Raw genomic sequence first — 18,457 nt, forward strand, 5'->3', positions numbered from 1 at the left:
CGGATCTTGGATCCCCTACCAGAAGCTGGACGCAACAGACACGCTTTGTCGACAGCATCAAGAGAGCTGACTAATGCAGGACACAGACCACGCACGCACGGAAATCCTCAAGGTCCGGGGTGCCCGCAAGATCACCGCCCAGCGGATGCGGGCATCACTGCAAGAAACGGCACAAGTCACCCTGACTCGATATGCCGTCGCCACGAACCTGGTTTCCTTCCGAAGCGGCCTTAAAGCGCAGAGCGCCAAGAACCCCGAGGATGTCTGCCCTACCCTCAATGACATCATCATGCACTGCGTTTCACGGGTGCTGGAAGCTCATACCGAGATCAACGCCCTCTTCACCCCAGAGGGGATCGAACGGCATTCCGCTGTCAACCTTGGATTCGCGGTGGACACGGGAAGGTCGCTCCTGGTTCCGGTTATCCATGGCGCCAACGAACTGAGTCTGAAAGAACTGGCGCATCGGAGCAAGGAGCTGATTGACCTTGCAAAAACCGGAAAGATCACTGCGGACGCCATGACGGGAGGAACCTTTACGGTCTCCAACCTGGGAGGGCTCGGAATCCACTGGTTCACTCCCGTTCTAAACGCACCAGAGGTCGGCATCCTGGGCATCGGTGCCATGCACACTTTCTTCCCTGGAGGCGCCCCCCAGATTCCGTTGTCCTTAACCTTCGATCATCAAGCCCTTGACGGGGCAGCCGCAGCAACGGTGCTTGGCGCCTTTGCTTCCGCAATCGAAGATGCAGGTTTGACAGCGACGGTTTGAGCGCCCCATGGTCCTCCTTCTGGGCCCGGTGTGTCCTCCAGGTCAGCAGGCTTATGTGCCAACCCGAGGACAGCCGCATCACCCACGATCTTCTCGCGGTTCCAGACGCACTATATTTGCGCGGACACTTGCTCCAACGTTTGCAACAGGCCGGCACTCCTTGCGGGGTGCCGGCCTGTTGCATAGAACGTCGCATCCGGAAGTCAAGGCCGTGGTTATGGGCACGAGTCCGGGTTTAGTCGATCACCCTGCTGCAGCTTGTAGCGGAGGACCACGCACTCGCAACAGCCTCCAGGCTCTTGTGATGTTGCCGGTGGCCGCAAATTCAGGGCGTGGTCGACCCCATGACTCAGGGTTAGGTCCCCGGCTCCTCCCTCTTCACAGGGCCTGATCGACCGCCGAAGGCGTGGGCGCCTGTCAATGGCCATTAGTTTCTGCCCAGGGACAGAGAAAAAGCGCCGGTGCAGCTGCCAACTCTTACCTGCCAGGCCGGACAGCAGACGTATGGCGTGACGGGCCGAAGCTGAGGCGTTGTTATGACGGGCCCGGCACCCCAACCTTCGCCTTAACTCCTTCGGCAGCGAAGCGAGGTTGCCTCCGTTATGCCGCTGGGCCTGACCCAGGCTCCAGACCTCGTGCGTCGTTAACGTCGCCGGCCCATGAGGGACCAGGCGAAAGAGAGCGGGACCGGTAGTCGAGACGGACAGTTCCTCCGGATCGACGCGCTCCCTCTAGGTGAATAACTGTGCGGCAATGGGAAGGGTGACGATCCCGAAAAAGTTGGTCACAAGTATGATCGCCGCAACTGTCCGGCCGTCTCCTCCACTGGATTGGGACAGCACAAAGGCAGTGGCTGAGGTCGGCATTCCAGCCATGATGATGAGGGTAACGAGCCAGGGCTGCGGCATGTCCGGAGCGAAAATCAGCGCCGCCGCCGCTGTTGCCGCTGGCATAAGGAGGAGCTTGCCGGCGCCAGCCGCCCACACGGGCATCAGGCGAAGTCTGCCGCCGCGAAAAACTCGGACGGCGCCCCGGAGGGTTAGGCCGATGGCGAAGAGCGCCCCTGGGGCAGCTGCTCCTGCCAGCATGCTTGTAAATTCCATCAGCGGCGCGACCACATGGATCTTGGTCGTGCTCACTACCATCCCCAGCACGATGGCCCAGATCAGCGGGCTGCACGTCAACGCTCTCCCTACCGTGGCGGCAATCGTCTTCCATCGGCCCGCTCCGGCGGGCCGCTTGCTGAATAGCAGTTCATGGAGGACGGGGTAGCCCAGCAGGAATATGAGGTTATGGACGAGTTGGCCGATTACTGCAGGAAGACCCCCTGCTGTGCCCAAAATTCCCAACACCACCGGTATGCCGAGGTAAGAGACGTTGCCATAAGTCGCGGAAAGGCTTGCGGCAATACTGTTTGGCAGTTCTCTTTTTGAGATTATCCAAAGCGGAACGAAGCCAATAAGGCCGACTCCAAGGGTCGCAGCCACGGCCAAGACGGGAAAGGCTGGTGGGATGCCTTGGGTCAGATCGGCCTCAGCTGCGACGACGAAGAGCAGGGCCGGCAGGGCGATATAGAAGACGAAGGCACTGATTGCAGACTCTGTATTTTCCTGGAACCGAGGCCAGTAACTTGCAAGGTACCCAACGAGGATTCCAAGGAAGAGGGGGAGTACTTTGAAAAATACTTCAACAAACATGACAGGATCACAGATCGAGAACCAGGCGTTTGCTGCATGACCTGGAGCAGCACACCATCATGACTTCATTGGAGGCTTTCTCGCCCGGTGTCAGGTATGAGTCCCTGTGATCGGGTGTTCCTTCCAGGACGACAGTTTCGCAGGTTCCGCAGGTACCCTCCCGACACGACGTGGGGACATGTACCCCGGCTGCTTCAAGGGTTTCTGCGATGGATTTGTCCGCGGCAACGGTGAATACTGCTCCTGATGAGTCCAGTTCGATTTCGAACTCTGTGTTTTTGCCGTCCAACGCGCCGGCCTTGGGCCGGAACCGCTCCAGGTGCAGGCTGCCCACACCGGCGGGCCACTTTTCGCAGTGGCTTTCGACTGCATCGAGGAGCACGCCAGGTCCGCAGCAGTAGACGGCAAAGCCTTCTCGTGGTTCCTTGAGCAGGGTGGGCAGGTCAATCAGTCCGTGTTTGTCTTGGGGCCACAGTGTGACCTTGTCACCATAGCGTGCCAGCTCGGCGGTGAATGCCATCGATGATTCGCTGCGGCCGCCGTAGATCAGGCGCCAGGGCAGCCCTTGTTCCTCGCACTGGGCAATCATGGGCAGAATGGGGGTAATACCGATGCCGCCTGCGATGAACAGGTATTCCCGCTGTACGGTCAGTTCGAAGTTGTTCAGGGGACTGCCCAGGACAAGGTGATCGCCCACGGACAGTTTGTCGTGGACCCATTCCGAGCCTCCGCGGCTCTGCGGCTCCCGGAGAACCGAGACCCGCCACTTGTGCCGATCTTTGGGGTCGCTGCAGAGAGAATACTGGCGTACCAGGTCCGGGGCGAGATTGAGGTCGATGTGGGCGCCCGGCTGCCACTCGGGAAAGACTCCCGCCGTGGGTTCAAAGTGCAGCGAAATGATTCCCTCGGCCTCGGTGACGATGTCGGAAATGACAGCGTCCACGTGGGTAAGGTGCGGAAGGGTATGTGCCGTGGTTGGAGTTGAATTGGTCATGGATCTCACCTGTAAGAGTTGGGCACGGATGTACCGGCGGGTTGCTGTTTGGGCAGCTCAGATGCCTGTGAGGCATCTGAGCTGCCACGGAAAAGTGCCATCCCCTCCAAAAGGGGGGCGGGCCTGCAAGCAGCGGACTACTACTCGCTCCCGGGACGACGTTCTTTGCGGCGACGGCTCGTATCCACAACGATGGCGCCGCCCTCGATACTGACCTCGTACCCCTCCATAACGTAGGGCCCCTTTTGCAGGCCACCCTCAGGGTCTGTTAAGGCCTCGGGGGAACCGGGGAACACTTCGACGTCGTACTTGCGTACTCTGGCGTTTTTCGGATCGTAAAAGGATTCACCGGTGCGGATGTCGAATTCCCACTGGTGCCAAGGGCACCTGATGGAGCGGCCGCGCTGGTAGGTAATGGGGGTGTCAGGCTTTTCAGCGGAAGACACTCCAAAGATGGTGCCGAATTTGCACAGTTCGGCGCCGGCATGCGGGCAGTGGTTCAGGAGAGCAAAGTACTCACCATCGACATTCAAGACGCCAACCGAGCGTCCTTCGAGTTCGATGATTTTCCGGCCGCCTGGCTCAATCTCGTCGGCTCGGGCAACAACGTACTTACTCACTTTCCCTCGTTCTCCAATCCGAAGAACCGCATGCCGTTGGTCCTGAAAATCTTCTCTTTGAGCTCGGGCGAGAAGCTTGCCGGGAACACCGTTTCGGGCGAGTCAAAATCAAAGTGTGGATAGTCGGAAGCAAAGAGCACGTTGTCCGGGCAGAACTCTTCAATGATTTCCTGAAGATGCCGGGGGTTCTGCGGTTCATCGATGGGCTGGGTGGATGCCCAGACGTGATCGTAGATGTACTCGGACGGTTTGCGCTGCAAGTTCGGAACTTCACTGCGCAGCGTCTTCCAGTGGTAGTCGAGCCGCTGGATCAACGGGACGAAATGTGCGACGTTGCCCTCGACGAACATGATCTTGAGGCCGGGGAAACGGTCGAAGACGCCTTGAAGAATGAGGCTCAGCATTTGCGATTGAATGCTTTGTACGTGACCGACGTGGTACTCGGCGTGATATGAGGTCCACCCTGTGCCCGTGTTGGCGTGTCCGCCGCCCTGGGAAAGGTGCACCTGGATGGGCAGGTTGTGCGCAACCGCGGCCTCGTAGATGGGCCAGTACTTCCTGCTGCCCAACGGTTCCATGGTCTTGCTGAGGCCAAGAATGGAAATGACTGCGGGGTCGGAGCCAACACGTTCGATTTCCTTGACGGCCAGGTCGGGCGCTTCGAAGGTTATCGCCATCGAAACGCGCAGACGAGGCTCGGGGTGCACCAAGTGCTCGATCTGGTAATCGTTGAGTGCGCTGCACAGGGCTGATCCGAGTTCAGGATTCAGAGCCTGCCCGGCGGGGTTCAGTGTCTGACCTCCGGGTGACAGGCACTGCAGCACGCCGAGTTCGATGTTGTACAGGTCAAGAAGCTGGGTTCGCATGAGGTCCAGGTCGCTGCCCGGGTATCCGTCTTCAGGCCAGGCGTCGGCGCGCATCGCGTTGCCATACATCTGCGGGTACTCGCTGATGAGCTGGAGCCCCGTGGTTGACCTCATCCCATACTCATCAAGCTGCTTCAAGATGCCTGTTGGCAGGTACTCGTTGAGTCCACCAACTTTGGGAAGGGGGTGGATATCAACATCGATAAGTCCGGTAGTGACGACTGGCTTGGACAAAGCAGTTGCCTTTTCGCTTTTAGCTGTAGTCATGGCTCCTAATTCCCCTCAATCCGGTTTTCGGCAACGACCAGGTTGTAGAGCTCGGCGGCATTCTGGCGGTAGATCCGGTCCAGAAGCGCTGGGTCGTTGGTTCCCGCTTCTATGTCTCGTGGCCCTGAGGCGTGGTTGTGCGGATAGTCGCTGGAGTAAACCAGCAGGCGATCGGAGCCCATCCGATCAACGGTCTTGTCGAGTTGCCCCGGAATCTCGGCACCGTCAGAGGGGCTGGTGGTGAACCTGAAGTGCTCCCGGATCAGTTCCGAGGGTGCCCGGTCAAGCCATGGGGTGTCGGGCCGGTAGCTCTTCCAGAGCTTGTCGAATTTCCACATGTACGCCGGCAGCCAGTTGAATCCGACCTCGCTGACAACCACCTTGGTTCCGGGGAACTTTTGAAGTACGCCTTCACAGACAATCGAGCTGATCTGCGCTTCAAGATTGGACGTCTGGCCGGCATACCATTCCAGATGGGTAGCGGGCCATCCAACCGAGGTTGGGGCCTGGCGAAATACGCCTCCGATGTGAATCGCAACCGGAAGCCCTGCCCGTTCTGCGGCTTCCCAGATCGGCCAATTGATCTGGCGCCCGTAGAGCAGTTCCGACTGGCCCACCAGCAGTACCTGAACGAATCGATCGTCGTTGGCCCAGAAATCGATTTCCGCTGCAGCGGCTTCCGGCGTTCCCAGGGGGACAACAATGGATGCCCTGAGCCTTGAGTCCTTGGCCAGCCACTCGTTGGCGATCCATGTGTTCAGTGCCCGGACGTGGGCCTGCTCCCGCCGTGGCTGGTGGATCTGCTGGGTGCCATACAGGCAGTTCAGAATGGCGAAATCGGTGAATCCGTCTTCGAAGACATCGGCAACCAGGTTTTCCACCGTGGTCGCGGCCCGGCCATTGCCATCGGTCCTGGTTTCAGGACGTTGGGCAATCGCAGAGTTGCGCGGGTGATAGTTCGGTTCATACGTGGGTGTCCTCGCGGCCACCAGCTGATCGTGCCAGTACTCATCCAGATATGGCAGCAACTGAGCCGATGACTCCAGAATGGGGTGAACGTCGCAATCGACGACGGGCGGGCGGGCACCGCTGGGCGAGGTGAGATCAGCCTCGCTCTTTTGGACAAGACTCATAGGGATTCTCTTCCTTCCACTTCGTTGTGCTGAAAAACTAAGCGGATCCGCTGGATCCAGAATCCGGGATCCTGGATCCCGTTTCGAATTACAATACGCCTCTGTGAGGTGGATCTCAAGTGGACTGCTTTTTGGGATGCTCGTTGCGCAAGTCCACGCGGGACCGCTGGTGTTCGGTCAGTTAGGGGTTAGTGGACGGCGTCCAGGGCCTCGTTGCGCGTTTCTTTCAAGGCAATGGTGCTCAGCAGGCTAAGCAGTACAAGAGTTGCCATCATGGCCCCAACTGCCCAGCTCCCATACGCCACGAGGAGGCCGCCGATGATGAGCGGCGGGATAGCGCCACCAATAATGCCACTGACGTGGAACGCCAGGCTGGCTCCGGTGTAGCGGTACCGGGTGGCGAAGAGTTCCGGGATGAAGGATGCGAGCGGGCCGTAGAAGACACCCATGATGGCGGACGTTCCCATGACTCCGAGGATAAAAAGGGCTGCTGATCCGGTATCGAGAAGCGGTATGACTGCGAAGGACCAGGGGAGGGCCAGGCCGAATCCCAGGATCATCATTGCCCGGCGCCCGTATTTGTCGCAGAGGATTGCCGAGAGTGCGGTGACCGCCATCAGGGCGAGTCCACCGAGGACACCGCCCACCAGGATCAGTGTCCGAGGGTGATGTACAGAGGTGCTGGCATAGCCAAGAAGGAATGTTCCACCCATGAAGCTGTAGATGTAGGCTCCGAGGATGCAGCCGCCTGCGAGGACTACCCGGCCTCCCTGGTGACGGAACAGCTCGACGATGGGTGCCTTGGTGGCCCCCGATTTCGCTTTCTCGGCGCGGAAGACCGGGGTCTCTTCGATGGTGAGGCGCACATACAGCGCAACGATGACCAGGACGGCACTGAAAAGGAACGGCACCCGCCAGCCCCAGGCGAGGAACGCCTCGCTCTTTTCTCCCATGGTGAAGTTGACGACAAGGAAGACCAGATTTGTCAGCACCAGGCCGGCACCCACGCCCAGCTGGGTGAACATGCCATAGAGCCCACGTTTATTGGCTGGCGCGTATTCTGCACTCAGCAGGGCCGAGCCGGCCCATTCGCCACCTACCGCCACTCCCTGCAGAAGGCGAAGTGCCAACAGGATGATGGGGGCGGCTACGCCAATAACGGCAGATCCCGGCAGAATTCCAACGGCCACAGTCGAAAGCCCCATAATGAGCAGGGTGGCAACAAGTGTCTTCTTCCGCCCCAGGCGGTCACCAAAATGGCCAAAGATCGCGGCACCGAGGGGCCGTGAGAGGAAGGCCACGGCAAAGGTAGCGAAGGAAGCCGTTGCGGCCAGCGCTGGAGTCATTTCAGGAAAAAACACTGTCGGGAAGACCAGCGCCGCTGCTGTCCCGTAAACGAAAAAGTCGTAATACTCGATCGCTGTGCCAACAAAACTCGCGAAAGCGACTTTCTTCATGATCGGAGGAGATTTCTCGGCCGACCGTTCTGTGGCCTCGGAATTCGAGACGGAGGATTTGTTGCTCATTTGTCCCTTTCGCGCGGGCGATGAGGCCTCGCGCATATGTAGGTATAACGCACATGCAGATTAATCGGAAGGCAGGGACCTGACGGCCTCTACCCTCCGTCAGCGGAGGTTTGCGACCGACGTGTGGACCCAGACTTCATGCCCTTGGGACTTTTCGATCGCACGTCTTCCTGCACCATCTGTGATCAGCCACAGGAGGGTGGAGTCAGGCATCGCGTCATCGACCCGACCGGTAATACGGTGTCCTGGCTCGAGGCGAACCTCTACCTCAAGGCCAACCAGGAGGCTCCACTGGTTGACCCGCAGGGCCGCTACGCCGACCGGCTCCTGCTTCGGCTCCGGTCGAAGCGCGCAGGTTTGCGCGCTGCTCATCGGAGACTTCCGCTTGACGACAGTGTCCAAAGCAGAATCCTTTCGCTTTCGCCCGTTAAGGGGATATTGACTGCGGGCATTTAGTGGGGGCTCCCACGTTCGCTCTGGTGTGACCAAAGTTCGAAAGGCGCATGATGGCTTTCACCTACACGGGCCAAAATTTTGGTACTACCAAGGCACAAGTTTGGCATGACCGAGAAATGTGGTCAAGCCCACATCGCCGACTGGCGTGGGATCGGCTTTGCCATACGGCTACAAAGGTTTAAAGGTGTCGGGGCCAGAAGATGCGGAAGCGAAGCAGCGGACAGCCCTGCTGCCTCATCCCGCCTGTCGTGCAGCCCACGCGGGAGTGCTGGATTTTTGGGGGAGTACCTGCGGCTGGACACCTTGGTAATACCAAGTTAGGCTTTGGGCTGACCGTAGATTGTATTCCTGGCCTTCTGAGGGCTGCTAGGCGGCTCAAGCGCTACTCCCATGGGGGACTTACCGCGCAATCCAACCACCACCACCCCGTGGGCGGGCATGGCATACCGACCCGCTCTCCGATTTTTTCATCACAAGGCGGCGCAGACAGTATGAGCAGAGTGAAAGGGATTCCGCTTGCCGGTTTTCTTGGGATAGGTGCCATGGGTCTGCCTATGGCGCAGCGGATACATGACAGCGGCCAGCCTCTGCACGCCGTAGACGTAAGTCATGACCAGGTCCTGAAAGCCTCCGAGCTGGGAATCCCGGCTTCAATGGCAATTGAGGATCTCGCTGACGCCCACGCCCTCTTTGTAGTGGTCGCAACCGGCGACCAGCTGATGAACCTGCTGAAGTCCCGACTGCTTTCAGGAGCCTGCGCTACCAAAGTTGTTGTGGTACTCAGCACCGTAGGTGTCCATGCGGTAAGAGACTTCGCTGACAAACTCAGGGTGCGAGGTATCAGCGCCGTCGATTGCCCCGTAACAGGAGGAGTCAGCGGCGCGGTTGATGGGCGACTGACTCTCTTCGCCGCGGGTAACCCGGCGGACGTAGGACCCCTCCGGAACATATTGGCAACCATGGGGACCCTCCAGGATTGCGGAAGCAAAGTCGGCGACGGACAGGCCTACAAAATGGTCAATCAGCTGCTGGCTGCGTCCCATCTCGCCGTTGCAGGCGAAGCACTCGCCTTCGCTCAATCGCTCGGATTGGATCAAGGCAAAGTATTCAAAGCCGTCAGCGAAGGCGCCGGCGGATCCTGGATGCTCACCGACCGAGGTCCCCGCATGCTCCAATCCCCGGAACAGCGCCCCACGCAGACCCATCTGTCCATCTTCGTTAAGGACACGCAACTGGTGAAGGCCGCAGCGGCAGCGGCGGGATTCGACGCCAGAATCCTCGACGCAGTCACCCGCGAATTCCAGCGCGCGACCGAAGAAGGCCTGGCTGCCGCTGACGACTCCTCAATCGTGGATGTCCGGCGGGGTCCGGCCACCCACGAAGGGTAGAACCTTCGACAACGCAAGTGCGTAACTCCAGCAACCTGTATCCACATGACAAGCAAGAAGGAGGAGACCCGATGACATCCGCCCACGCGGTCGTGCCCCTACCATTGCATGGTCTGGAAAGGAAGAACCTCCGTGAGCAGGCACTGGGCGCGCTCCGCGCCGCCATCACGAGCGGCGAACTCCCACCCGGCCGGCCCCTAGTTGAGACAGAGCTTTCGGACATGCTACAGATCAGCCGCGGAACCCTCCGTGAAGCGCCTAGATCGCTCGAACAAGAAGGCCTGATCACTGCAGAGGATCACAAGGCCGACTCTCGGTCCGCCGTATTGACGCCGCTGCGACGCGCGATATTTATGCTGTGCGTGCCGCGCTGGAATCGTTGGCCGTTCGTACACTTTGCGAACTCCCGGACCGTGAAATGGCAGTGAGATTACTGCATCAGGCAGTCGACGCGATAGAGGCTGCCCGTGAGGCATCAGTCGAGGAACGGATTGAAACCGAAACAGAATTCCACCGGAGCCTCTGCAGGCTAACTGGTAACCAAACACTGCTTCGCTCCTGGACCTCCCTTGAAGGCTCCTGCCGCATGTCCGTCGCTTTTCGCGGTCCGGAAAAGGACGACGCCAAGGGTAAGCGCGAAGCGTCACCGCGACATCGTGATCGTCATCGAAACCGGTGACCCTCTTTGTCAATCAGAGCCCTCAACGAACACTTGAACGACGCCGCGAAAATTGTCGTGGCCTAGCAATGAGAGTTATGGGCTACAAGCATCCGGCGCATCAGTGGTGCCAACTTTTGGTTCCGGTGCCGCTGATGCGCAGGCTCAGCAAAAGTTGCTCGCAAATCGCGAGTAGCACTCAACGAATCAGAGCGGAAACAGGCACTAATGACCGCACCACCATCGAACCATCCAGAGGCAAGGGAGCGTTGAAATGACATTGGCACCTGAAGGCCGGAAGCTTTTGCGCGTTGAACAGCGCAACTCTGCTGTTCCGGTGGAGCGCAAGCCGGAGTGGATCAAGGCCAAGGTCCAGATGGGCCCGGAGTTCGTCGGGCTGAAGAACCTCGTGAAGAAAGAGGGCCTGCACACGGTGTGTGAGGAGGCCGGCTGCCCGAACATTTTTGAGTGCTGGGAGGACAAGGAAGCCACGTTCCTGATCGGCGGGTCCGAGTGCACGCGGCGGTGTGATTTCTGCCAGATCGATACCGGCAAACCCTCCCCGGTGGACATGTTCGAGCCCACCAAGGTGGCCCGGTCCGTGCAGGCCATGCAGCTGCGCTACGCCACCGTCACCGGGGTGGCCCGGGACGACCTGGCGGACGAGGGCGTGTGGCTGTACGCCGAGACCGTCCGGAAGATCCACGAGCTGAACCCGGGCACCGGGGTGGAGCTGCTGATCCCGGACTTCTCCGGCAAACCCGAACACATCGCCGCGATCTGCGACTCCAAGCCGGAGGTGTTCGCGCACAACGTGGAGACCGTGCCGCGGATTTTCAAGCGGATCCGGCCGGCGTTCCGGTACGAGCGGTCCCTGGATGTGATCACACAGGGCCGGAACCTTGGCATGGTGACCAAGTCCAACCTGATCCTGGGCATGGGCGAAACCCGCGAAGAAATCTCCGAAGCGCTGCGGGACCTGCATGAGGCCGGGTGCGACCTGATCACCATCACCCAGTACCTGCGCCCGAGTGAGCGGCACCTGCCGGTGGACCGGTGGTTCAAGCCCCAGGAGTTCGTGGACCTGCAGGACGAGGCCACCGAGCTGGGCTTCCTCGGCGTCATGAGTGGCCCGCTGGTGCGCTCCTCGTACCGGGCCGGCCGGCTCTGGGCCACGGCGATGCGGAAGAAAGGCCGGGACATCCCCGCCGAACTCGCCCACATCGCAGAAGGCATCCAGGATTCCGGCACCACCCGCCAGGAAGCCAGCTCACTGCTCCTGCCTCCTGGCAAAAGCTAACGATCAGATGTGACAAACGATGCCACGGCAAAGGTATCTACGTAAGACGTATGGCCCCGTCACCATTATTCAAGTTCGGGTTGCACACGATGACGACCACACCTATGTTTCCATGTCAGCGGCCATTTCGCCGTCAGGATTGTTACTCGGAAACGGGGCAAGACCTGAGAAGCACTTATGTGCGTCTCGGGTCTTTTTTTGTGCCCAAAAATAGACAGAGAGGTCTGGCATGGCAAATGTGAACTACCGGTCGCTGGCCGGAGAGATTTTGCAAGGAGTGGGCGGCGAAAAGAACATCGTCAGCGCCGCCCACTGCGCTACCCGGCTCCGACTCAAGCTGAGGGACGAGGCAAAGGCCGACACCGCCGCCGTCGAAAAGCTGCCAGGTGTGATCACCGTAATGAAGGCTGGCGGCCAATACCAGGTAGTCATCGGCGACAACGTCCCAACCGTCTACGCAGAACTGGGCAAAATCACCAAGCTCACCGAAGATTCCACGGTGGATGACGAGCCGGTATCAAAGGGCAACCTTTTGAGCCGCTTCATTGACCTGATTTCCTGGATTTTTTCACCTGTCATCTGGCCACTGGCCGCTTCCGGTCTGCTCAAAGCCTTCTTGAGTCTGGCCACCCAAACGGGGTTGCTTGACCCAACGTCCCAGACCAATGTGATTCTGGCCGCCACCGCGGACGCACTGTTCTACTTCCTTCCGCTCTTTCTGGCAGTCACGGCAGCAAAAACGTCCATGGCCATAGCCGGCGCACTCGTTTACCCGAGCATCGTCGCGCTGGCCGCGCAGACCGAGCCCGTAAGCTTCGCCGGCCTTCCGGTGGTGATGATGAACTACAACAGCTCTGTCATCCCGATCATCGTGGCCGTCTGGCTCCAGGGCTACCTTGAACGCTTCCTCACCCGGGCACTTCCCTCAGCCATCCGGAACTTCACTACACCACTGCTGACCCTGCTGGTGATGGTGCCGCTGGTTCTTCTCACTGTCGGCCCGATCACCACCTACGCTGCACAGGGTCTTTCAGCCGGCATCAGCACCGCCTTCACTGTCGCACCCTGGCTCGCCGGAGCCATCATAGGCGGCTTCTGGCAAGTCTTTGTCCTCTTCGGCCTGCACTGGGGCTTCGTTCCTGGCATGCTGAACGAAATCGCCCAGGGCCACTCCCTCCTGTTCGGGCCGCTGCTGCCCGCCGTGCTCGCCCAAGCAGCTGCCAGCCCTTGCCGTGGCCTTCCGAACCCGCAACAAAGCCCGCCGTGCCGTCGCAGGTCCCGCTTCGCTATCGGGCTTCCTTGCAGGCATCACTGAACCGCGCATCTATGGCGTCAACCTTCCCCTAAAAAGGCCGTTTTACTTCGGTATCGCCGGTGGTGTCCTAGGCGACGCAGTTGTAGCGGCCGGCGGCAGCGGTGCAACTTCCTTCGTGTTCCCGTCGCTGCTGGAACTGCCCGCATTCACCACCGTGGGCGACTTCGGCCTACTGTTGGTAGGAACAGGCACAGCCGTAATGATCGCCTTCGGTCTAACCTTCTTCTTCGGCCCACGTGAGGCGGAATCGGCAGCGACGTCCGACGCCGGCACCTCCATTCCCGAAGCTGACCCTGTTCCCGCTCCCACCTTCGCTGGCACGGTAGAGGTCCTGGCCCCCGTCACCGGACAGGCCGTGGCCCTCAAGGACGTTCAAGACAAAGTGTTCGCCTCTGGCGCCATGGGCAAGGGCCTAGGCATCATCCCCGCGGACGGCCGGATCTACTCCCCAATCACGGGCACCATCAAAGCGGCCAGGCCTGCTGCGGATTCGAGGGTGATGTCCAGGTCGATGCCGTTGTCCCGGAAGTATCGCAGCAGGTAGCCGGGGTATTCGCCGGGGCAGTGGATGTCACCGAACGCGTAGCTGTCATGTGCCGTATGCATTGCCGCCAAGACGTCGGAGGGATCGGGGCTCAACGGGTACGTGGGAAGTGCAAGGATCATGCAAGGTCCTGCCATGAGCGGACTTAGAACCATCCTCAAAGAAATCCAGGCCGTCGTGCCGCGGATCGATCCGGCACAACTCGAGGAGCTGACCAACCGACTCGCGCTGGCCGAACGGGTGTTCATCACTGGCGAAGGACGCAGCGGATTCATGGCCCGCGCGTTTGCAATGCGTCTGATGCACCTCGGCTTGCAGGTCTATGTGATCGGAGAGACCGTCACTCCCTCGGTCCGCGAGGGCGACACGATCTTTGCCGTATCGGGATCGGGAACGACAGCAGGAACGGTCCGTGTTGCCGAACAGGCCCAGTCTGTCCGTGCAAACGTGCTTGCAGTGACGACTGAACCTGCCTCACCGCTCGGGCTGCTCGCCGCGGCCGTGATGGTGATCCCGGCAGCGACCAAGTACCGCCGTGAAGGCGAGGCCCCAACCGTACAGCCACTGTCGAGCCTGTTCGACCAGGTCACTCACCTGGCCCTGGATGCCATATGTCTCGAAATCGCCACCCGCCGCGGCGTTGACAACTCAGCGGCCAAATCTGCCCACGCCAACACTGAGTAGCCCCAACTGCATCAACGCAGCCCCGAACCGATCAGGCGACCGCGCCCGCTACGCTCAGAGCAGCACGTTTTCCGCTGTATCGGCGGCCGCCCGATCGGTTCGAGCCCCGCCACACGTCTCGGCGCAAGGTCGACGGCATCGGCTCGTGTACACGTTCGTTTTCCGCAGGTGTGGTGTAGCCCGGGGCACACAGTGGGGCAGACCGAAAATAGCAATCCGCAAAGAGCCGATAGTTTACCTTACGTAAAACTGGCGCGAAGGAGGGGGCTCCACGCCCCTCCCGGCCGTTTAGGAAAGGCTGTGGATTGCCCCGGCCCAGCGGGGGCCCGAGACGGCCCGGCGGACCGCCCTGGCACGGGTGTGGAAGTCGATCTTTGGCATGCGCGGGGAATCCTCAGTTTGGCCCCCAGGATCCCTCCAGACTGCTGGTTGTGCGGCATTTGCGGGTGTTGTGCAGTGGTCGCTGATCAGGCCCATGCCGGCGTATTCGCGCACGGCGGCGATGCCGGCAACAGCGTCCGTCTTGGTGTCGAAGGGCTTGGACACTGCCATGATGGTGCCGTCTGGCGCTGTCAGCCGGAACCTGAACGCTGATTCCGCGTCGACAAATAGTTCGAACATTCCTGCCATTGCGATCCTTTCGGTCTGCGGGATCTTGGGGTGGCATCTTTGCCGCCCCGACAGGCACGAGGCATCCTTGCCTCTGTAATTCCTGCTATCCCGCCATCCAAATTTCCGTCAAATTCAGCACGCGTACCTTGAGTGTTTCGCAGGGACGCTTGCCCGCGCAAGGCTTTGCCCGGCATCCAACCCAAGTGATCCCCTGCTCTCAAGTTCAGCCAGGGGCAATAGCGCGTGAGGAAACCACGCGGACGCAGAAGCTACAGCACGTTGCGGATGGCCTGCTCGAAACTGGTGACGTGCTCCAGGGCGAGCTTGCCCGCACGGTCCGAGTCGCCGTCGGCCACGGCCTCCAGCAGCGCCACGTGCTCGGCAATGTGGGCCGCCACAGACGGTACCTTTTCCAGCACCATGCACCAGATGCGGGTGGCCAGGTTGTCGTAGCGGATCAGGACGTCTTCAAGGTGGGTATTGGCGGCCGCCCGGTAGATCAGGCGGTGCACCTTGATGTCATAGCGCATCAGGTCATAAGGGTCCTCGGCATCACCCATGGTGGAGATTGCTGCGGCGGTGTCACGGATTTCCTGGCGCAGCGCCGGGGTGGCCAGCTTGGCAGCGCGGCGCGCTGCCAAAGGTTCCAGGGACTCGCGGAGTTCGGAGACGTCGGCGAGTTCGGTGATGTCGACGACGGTGGCGAACGTTCCGCGGCGGGGGTACGAGACCACGAGGTGGTCGCCTTCCAGGCGCTTGAGCGCTTCCCGCACCGGCGTGCGGCCGATCCCGAGTTCCGCGGCCAGCTTGCCGTCGTTGATGGCCTCGCCCGGCCTGATGTCGAGCATGATGAGCCGGTCCCGAAGGTGCCGGTAGGCCTGCTCTGCGAGCGAGAGGTCGCCTTCTCCGGCCAGCTGGTTCTCTAGCATTACGCTCATCCGGGCTCTCCCAAGGTAGCTATTGACTGCCGCGTGATCTACAACATACTATTACGTCAGTTCTAATATATCAGTTACAGATCAGTTATGGATCAGTAACTCCGAAGGGCTCAAAAGGAGAACAATGCAGGACGTACTGAACGCCTCGCTCGCCACCGTGGACGCCGACGTCGCCGCCGCTGTGGCACAGGAACTGCACCGCCAGCAGTCCACCCTGGAAATGATTGCCTCGGAGAACTTCGCTCCGGCATCCGTGATGGAAGCCCAGGGCTCGGTTCTGACCAACAAGTACGCCGAGGGCTACCCGGGCAAGCGCTACTACGGCGGCTGCGAGCATGTCGACGTGATCGAGCAGCTCGCCATCGACCGCGTGAAGGCCCTGTTCGGCGCCGAGTTCGCCAACGTGCAGCCGCACTCCGGCGCGCAGGCCAACGCCGCCGCCATGTTCGCCCTGCTGAACCCGGGCGACACCATCCTTGGACTCTCCCTGGCCCACGGCGGCCACCTCACCCACGGCATGAAGATCAACTTCTCCGGCAAGCTCTACAACGTGGTTCCGTACCACGTCCGCGAATCCGACCTCCGGGTGGACATGGCAGAGGTGGAAGCCCTGGCCCTGGAACACAAGCCCAAGCTGATCGTGGCCGGCTGGTCCGCCTACTCACGCCAGTTGGACTTCGCCGAATTCCGCCGGATCGCCGACCTCGTGGGTGCCTACCTCATGGTGGACATGGCCCACTTCGCCGGCCTCGTCGCCGCAGGGCTGCACCCCAACCCCGTCCCGTACGCGGACGTGGTCACCACCACCACGCACAAGACCCTGGGCGGTCCGCGAGGCGGCGTCATCCTGGCCAAGGAGGAGTACGCCAAGAAGATCAACAGCGCCGTGTTCCCCGGCCAGCAGGGCGGACCACTGGAGCACGTGGTGGCCGCAAAGGCCGTCGCCTTCAAGCTCGCTGCTGCACCGGAATTCAAGGAGCGCCAGGAGCGCGTCCTGCAGGGCGCCAAGCTGCTGGCCGAACGCCTCCTCCAGCCCGACGTCCAGGCCGCAGGCATCTCCGTGGTCAACGGCGGCACCGACGTCCACCTGGTCCTGGTGGATCTCCGGAACTCCGAGCTCGATGGCCAGCAGGGCGAGGACGCCCTCCACAAGATCGGCATCACCGTCAACCGCAATGCCGTCCCGTTCGACCCCCGCCCGCCGATGGTTTCCTCGGGCCTGCGCATCGGCACCCCCGCACTGGCCACCCGCGGCTTCGGCGCCGCCGAATTCACCGAAGTGGCAGACATCATCGCCACGGCGCTGATTGCCTCCGCCGGCACGGGCACCCTGCCCGGGGACACCGCCGTCGAACTCCGCAACCGGGTGACGGCCCTGGCCGACAAGTTCCCCCTCTACCCGCACCTCACCGCCGGCGCCGGCCTGGACGAAGCCGAAGCAGACCTGATTGGAGCCGCCCAGTGAACACCCAGCACCTTCCGGAGCACCCGGACTTCCTCTGGCGGAACCCGGAACCCAAATCCTCCTATGACGCTGTGATCGTGGGCGGCGGCGGCCACGGCCTGGCCACCGCCTACTTCCTGGCCAAGAACCACGGCATGACCAACATCGCCGTCCTGGAAAAGGGCTGGCTGGCCGGCGGCAACATGGCCCGCAACACCACCATCATCCGCTCCAACTACCTCTGGGACGAGAGCGCCGCCATCTACGAGCACGCCCTCAAGCTCTGGGAGATCCTGCCCGAGGAACTCGAATACGACTTCCTCTTCAGCCAGCGCGGCGTGATGAACCTGGCCCACACCCTGGGCGACGTGCGCGAAAGCATCCGCCGTGTGGGCGCCAACAAGCTCAACGGGGTGGACGCCGAATGGCTGGACCCGCAGCAGGTCAAGGAACTCTGCCCCATCCTGAACATCCGCGACAACATCCGCTACCCCGTCATGGGCGCCACCTACCAGCCGCGCGCCGGCATTGCCAAGCACGACCATGTGGCCTGGGCCTTCGCCCGCAAGTGCGACGAAATGGGCGTGGACATCATCCAGAACTGCGAAGTCACCGGCTTCCTCAAGGACGGCGACCGGGTGGTGGGCGTCAAGACCAACCGCGGCACCATCAACACCGAAAAGGTGGGCCTCTGCGCCGCCGGCCACAGCTCAGTCCTGGCAGAGATGGCCGGCTTCCAGCTCCCCATCCAGTCCCACCCGCTGCAGGCACTGGTGTCCGAACTGCATGAGCCCGTCCACCCCACCGTGGTCATGTCCAACCACGTGCACGTCTACGTGTCCCAGGCCCACAAGGGCGAACTGGTGATGGGCGCCGGCGTGGACTCCTACAACGGCTACGGCCAGCGCGGCTCCTTCCACGTCATCGAGCAGCAGATGGCGGCCGCCGTCGAACTCTTCCCCATCTTCGCCCGGGCCCACGTGCTCCGGACCTGGGGCGGCATCGTGGACACCACCCTGGACGCCTCGCCGATCGTGGGCCTGACCCCGGTGGAGAACATGTTCGTGAACTGCGGCTGGGGGACCGGCGGGTTCAAGGGAATCCCCGCTGCCGGCATGACGTTCGCGCACACGATCGCCACCGGCACCCCGCACCGGCTGAACAAGCCGTTCTCGCTGGAACGCTTCGAAACCGGCGCGCTCATCGACGAACACGGCGCCGCCGCCGTGGCCCACTAGCCGCC

General features: G+C 61.2%; 21 protein-coding genes. 10 read left to right on the forward strand and 11 right to left on the reverse strand.

Going from position 1 to position 18,457, the window contains the following annotated elements; all coding sequences use genetic code 11:
* Positions 1–73 precede the first annotated feature (73 nt).
* On the forward strand, positions 74–772 hold the full coding sequence (locus QF050_RS05670; protein ID WP_308929547.1) for a 2-oxo acid dehydrogenase subunit E2: 699 nt from the start codon (positions 74–76) through the stop codon (positions 770–772).
* Positions 773–1,503: 731 nt separating this feature from the next.
* Here QF050_RS05670 and QF050_RS05675 read toward each other — a convergent pair.
* From QF050_RS05675 to QF050_RS05710, 8 genes are all read right to left on the reverse strand, one after another.
* A complete protein-coding gene (locus QF050_RS05675) occupies positions 1,504–2,469 on the reverse strand; it encodes an AEC family transporter (protein ID WP_308929548.1) in 966 nt (321 codons plus the stop codon).
* A 7-nt stretch (positions 2,470–2,476) separates the two neighbouring features.
* Positions 2,477–3,463: a PDR/VanB family oxidoreductase gene (locus tag QF050_RS05680; protein WP_308929549.1), complete on the reverse strand. Its 987-nt coding sequence runs from the start codon at positions 3,461–3,463 to the stop codon at positions 2,477–2,479.
* Between the two features lie 140 nt (positions 3,464–3,603).
* Positions 3,604–4,083: a Rieske (2Fe-2S) protein gene (locus QF050_RS05685; protein ID WP_308929550.1), complete on the reverse strand. Its 480-nt coding sequence runs from the start codon at positions 4,081–4,083 to the stop codon at positions 3,604–3,606.
* Positions 4,080–5,216, reverse strand: a complete 1,137-nt coding sequence (locus QF050_RS05690) for an amidohydrolase family protein (RefSeq protein ID WP_308929551.1) — start codon at positions 5,214–5,216, stop codon at positions 4,080–4,082. Before QF050_RS05690 ends, QF050_RS05685 begins: the two co-directional genes overlap by 4 nt.
* Positions 5,217–5,221: 5 nt before the next feature.
* Positions 5,222–6,349, reverse strand: coding sequence for an amidohydrolase family protein (locus QF050_RS05695; protein ID WP_308929552.1), 1,128 nt, complete (start codon positions 6,347–6,349; stop codon positions 5,222–5,224).
* Between the two features lie 188 nt (positions 6,350–6,537).
* Positions 6,538–7,875, reverse strand: coding sequence for an MFS transporter (locus QF050_RS05700; RefSeq protein WP_308929553.1), 1,338 nt, complete (start codon positions 7,873–7,875; stop codon positions 6,538–6,540).
* A gap of 99 nt (positions 7,876–7,974) precedes the next feature.
* Complete coding sequence (locus tag QF050_RS05705; protein WP_308929554.1) at positions 7,975–8,247, reverse strand: hypothetical protein; 273 nt, start codon at positions 8,245–8,247, stop codon at positions 7,975–7,977.
* Positions 8,248–8,801: 554 nt separating this feature from the next.
* The gene (locus tag QF050_RS05710) at positions 8,802–8,942 is read right to left on the reverse strand and encodes a hypothetical protein (protein ID WP_308929555.1); all 141 of its coding nucleotides are present in this window, start codon (positions 8,940–8,942) and stop codon (positions 8,802–8,804) included.
* Between QF050_RS05710 and QF050_RS20320 the strand changes: the two genes are divergently transcribed.
* The 6 genes from QF050_RS20320 (at position 8,886) to QF050_RS20325 (ending at position 13,536) form a co-directional block, all read left to right on the forward strand.
* Positions 8,886–9,719 carry an NAD(P)-dependent oxidoreductase gene (locus QF050_RS20320; RefSeq protein ID WP_374121559.1) on the forward strand — a complete coding sequence of 278 codons (834 nt, stop codon included), beginning with the start codon at positions 8,886–8,888 and terminating at the stop codon, positions 9,717–9,719. The genes QF050_RS05710 and QF050_RS20320 overlap by 57 nt on opposite strands.
* 71 nt (positions 9,720–9,790) lie before the next feature.
* Complete coding sequence (locus QF050_RS05720; protein WP_308929557.1) at positions 9,791–10,147, forward strand: winged helix-turn-helix domain-containing protein; 357 nt, start codon at positions 9,791–9,793, stop codon at positions 10,145–10,147.
* Entirely contained in the window at positions 10,078–10,398 is a 321-nt protein-coding gene (locus tag QF050_RS05725; RefSeq protein ID WP_308929558.1) for an FCD domain-containing protein, read from the forward strand. Before QF050_RS05720 ends, QF050_RS05725 begins: the two co-directional genes overlap by 70 nt.
* A gap of 253 nt (positions 10,399–10,651) precedes the next feature.
* A complete protein-coding gene (lipA, locus tag QF050_RS05730; protein WP_308929559.1) occupies positions 10,652–11,677 on the forward strand; it encodes a lipoyl synthase in 1,026 nt (341 codons plus the stop codon).
* A gap of 229 nt (positions 11,678–11,906) precedes the next feature.
* Positions 11,907–12,992: a PTS transporter subunit EIIC gene (locus QF050_RS05735; protein WP_308929560.1), complete on the forward strand. Its 1,086-nt coding sequence runs from the start codon at positions 11,907–11,909 to the stop codon at positions 12,990–12,992.
* A 199-nt stretch (positions 12,993–13,191) separates the two neighbouring features.
* Entirely contained in the window at positions 13,192–13,536 is a 345-nt protein-coding gene (locus tag QF050_RS20325) for a PTS glucose transporter subunit IIA (protein WP_374121560.1), read from the forward strand.
* Here the strand turns inward: QF050_RS20325 and QF050_RS05740 are convergent.
* Complete coding sequence (locus tag QF050_RS05740; protein ID WP_308929561.1) at positions 13,434–13,658, reverse strand: hypothetical protein; 225 nt, start codon at positions 13,656–13,658, stop codon at positions 13,434–13,436. The genes QF050_RS20325 and QF050_RS05740 overlap by 103 nt on opposite strands.
* Before the next feature lie 13 nt (positions 13,659–13,671).
* Here QF050_RS05740 and hxlB point away from each other — a divergent pair, with 13 nt between their 5' ends.
* Positions 13,672–14,220 carry a 6-phospho-3-hexuloisomerase gene (hxlB, locus tag QF050_RS05745; protein ID WP_308929562.1) on the forward strand — a complete coding sequence of 183 codons (549 nt, stop codon included), beginning with the start codon at positions 13,672–13,674 and terminating at the stop codon, positions 14,218–14,220.
* A 288-nt stretch (positions 14,221–14,508) separates the two neighbouring features.
* Here the strand turns inward: hxlB and QF050_RS05750 are convergent, their stop codons facing one another.
* Both QF050_RS05750 and QF050_RS05755 read right to left on the reverse strand, forming a co-directional pair.
* Positions 14,509–14,850: a DUF1508 domain-containing protein gene (locus QF050_RS05750; RefSeq protein WP_308929563.1), complete on the reverse strand. Its 342-nt coding sequence runs from the start codon at positions 14,848–14,850 to the stop codon at positions 14,509–14,511.
* Positions 14,851–15,101: 251 nt separating this feature from the next.
* Positions 15,102–15,770, reverse strand: coding sequence for a GntR family transcriptional regulator (locus QF050_RS05755; RefSeq protein WP_374121503.1), 669 nt, complete (start codon positions 15,768–15,770; stop codon positions 15,102–15,104).
* A 124-nt stretch (positions 15,771–15,894) separates the two neighbouring features.
* Between QF050_RS05755 and glyA the strand changes: the two genes are divergently transcribed.
* A complete protein-coding gene (gene glyA / locus QF050_RS05760) occupies positions 15,895–17,235 on the forward strand; it encodes a serine hydroxymethyltransferase (RefSeq protein ID WP_308929564.1) in 1,341 nt (446 codons plus the stop codon).
* Complete coding sequence (locus QF050_RS05765) at positions 17,232–18,452, forward strand: sarcosine oxidase subunit beta family protein (protein ID WP_308929565.1); 1,221 nt, start codon at positions 17,232–17,234, stop codon at positions 18,450–18,452. The genes glyA and QF050_RS05765 overlap by 4 nt, the downstream gene beginning before the upstream one ends.
* Positions 18,453–18,457: the final 5 nt, after the last annotated feature.

The organism is Arthrobacter sp. SLBN-112 (assembly GCF_030944625.1).
Lineage (GTDB): Bacteria > Actinomycetota > Actinomycetes > Actinomycetales > Micrococcaceae > Arthrobacter.

Excerpts from the sequence above, each read along its gene's own strand:
- QF050_RS05670 (WP_308929547.1), top strand. The coding sequence starts at position 74 with ATGCAGGACACAGACCACGCACGCACGGAAATCCTCAAGGTCCGGGGT.
- QF050_RS05675 (WP_308929548.1), bottom strand. The coding sequence starts at position 2,469 with ATGTTTGTTGAAGTATTTTTCAAAGTACTCCCCCTCTTCCTTGGAATC.
- QF050_RS05680 (WP_308929549.1), bottom strand. The coding sequence starts at position 3,463 with ATGACCAATTCAACTCCAACCACGGCACATACCCTTCCGCACCTTACC.
- QF050_RS05690 (WP_308929551.1), bottom strand. The coding sequence starts at position 5,216 with ATGACTACAGCTAAAAGCGAAAAGGCAACTGCTTTGTCCAAGCCAGTC.
- QF050_RS05695 (WP_308929552.1), bottom strand. The coding sequence starts at position 6,349 with ATGAGTCTTGTCCAAAAGAGCGAGGCTGATCTCACCTCGCCCAGCGGT.
- QF050_RS05700 (WP_308929553.1), bottom strand. The coding sequence starts at position 7,875 with ATGAGCAACAAATCCTCCGTCTCGAATTCCGAGGCCACAGAACGGTCG.
- QF050_RS05705 (WP_308929554.1), bottom strand. The coding sequence starts at position 8,247 with ATGAGCAGCGCGCAAACCTGCGCGCTTCGACCGGAGCCGAAGCAGGAG.
- QF050_RS20320 (WP_374121559.1), top strand. The coding sequence starts at position 8,886 with ATGGCGCAGCGGATACATGACAGCGGCCAGCCTCTGCACGCCGTAGAC.
- QF050_RS05710 (WP_308929555.1), bottom strand. The coding sequence starts at position 8,942 with ATGACTTACGTCTACGGCGTGCAGAGGCTGGCCGCTGTCATGTATCCG.
- QF050_RS05720 (WP_308929557.1), top strand. The coding sequence starts at position 9,791 with ATGACATCCGCCCACGCGGTCGTGCCCCTACCATTGCATGGTCTGGAA.
- lipA (WP_308929559.1), top strand. The coding sequence starts at position 10,652 with ATGACATTGGCACCTGAAGGCCGGAAGCTTTTGCGCGTTGAACAGCGC.
- QF050_RS05735 (WP_308929560.1), top strand. The coding sequence starts at position 11,907 with ATGGCAAATGTGAACTACCGGTCGCTGGCCGGAGAGATTTTGCAAGGA.
- QF050_RS20325 (WP_374121560.1), top strand. The coding sequence starts at position 13,192 with ATGATCGCCTTCGGTCTAACCTTCTTCTTCGGCCCACGTGAGGCGGAA.
- QF050_RS05740 (WP_308929561.1), bottom strand. The coding sequence starts at position 13,658 with ATGATCCTTGCACTTCCCACGTACCCGTTGAGCCCCGATCCCTCCGAC.
- hxlB (WP_308929562.1), top strand. The coding sequence starts at position 13,672 with ATGAGCGGACTTAGAACCATCCTCAAAGAAATCCAGGCCGTCGTGCCG.
- QF050_RS05750 (WP_308929563.1), bottom strand. The coding sequence starts at position 14,850 with ATGGCAGGAATGTTCGAACTATTTGTCGACGCGGAATCAGCGTTCAGG.
- QF050_RS05755 (WP_374121503.1), bottom strand. The coding sequence starts at position 15,770 with ATGAGCGTAATGCTAGAGAACCAGCTGGCCGGAGAAGGCGACCTCTCG.
- glyA (WP_308929564.1), top strand. The coding sequence starts at position 15,895 with ATGCAGGACGTACTGAACGCCTCGCTCGCCACCGTGGACGCCGACGTC.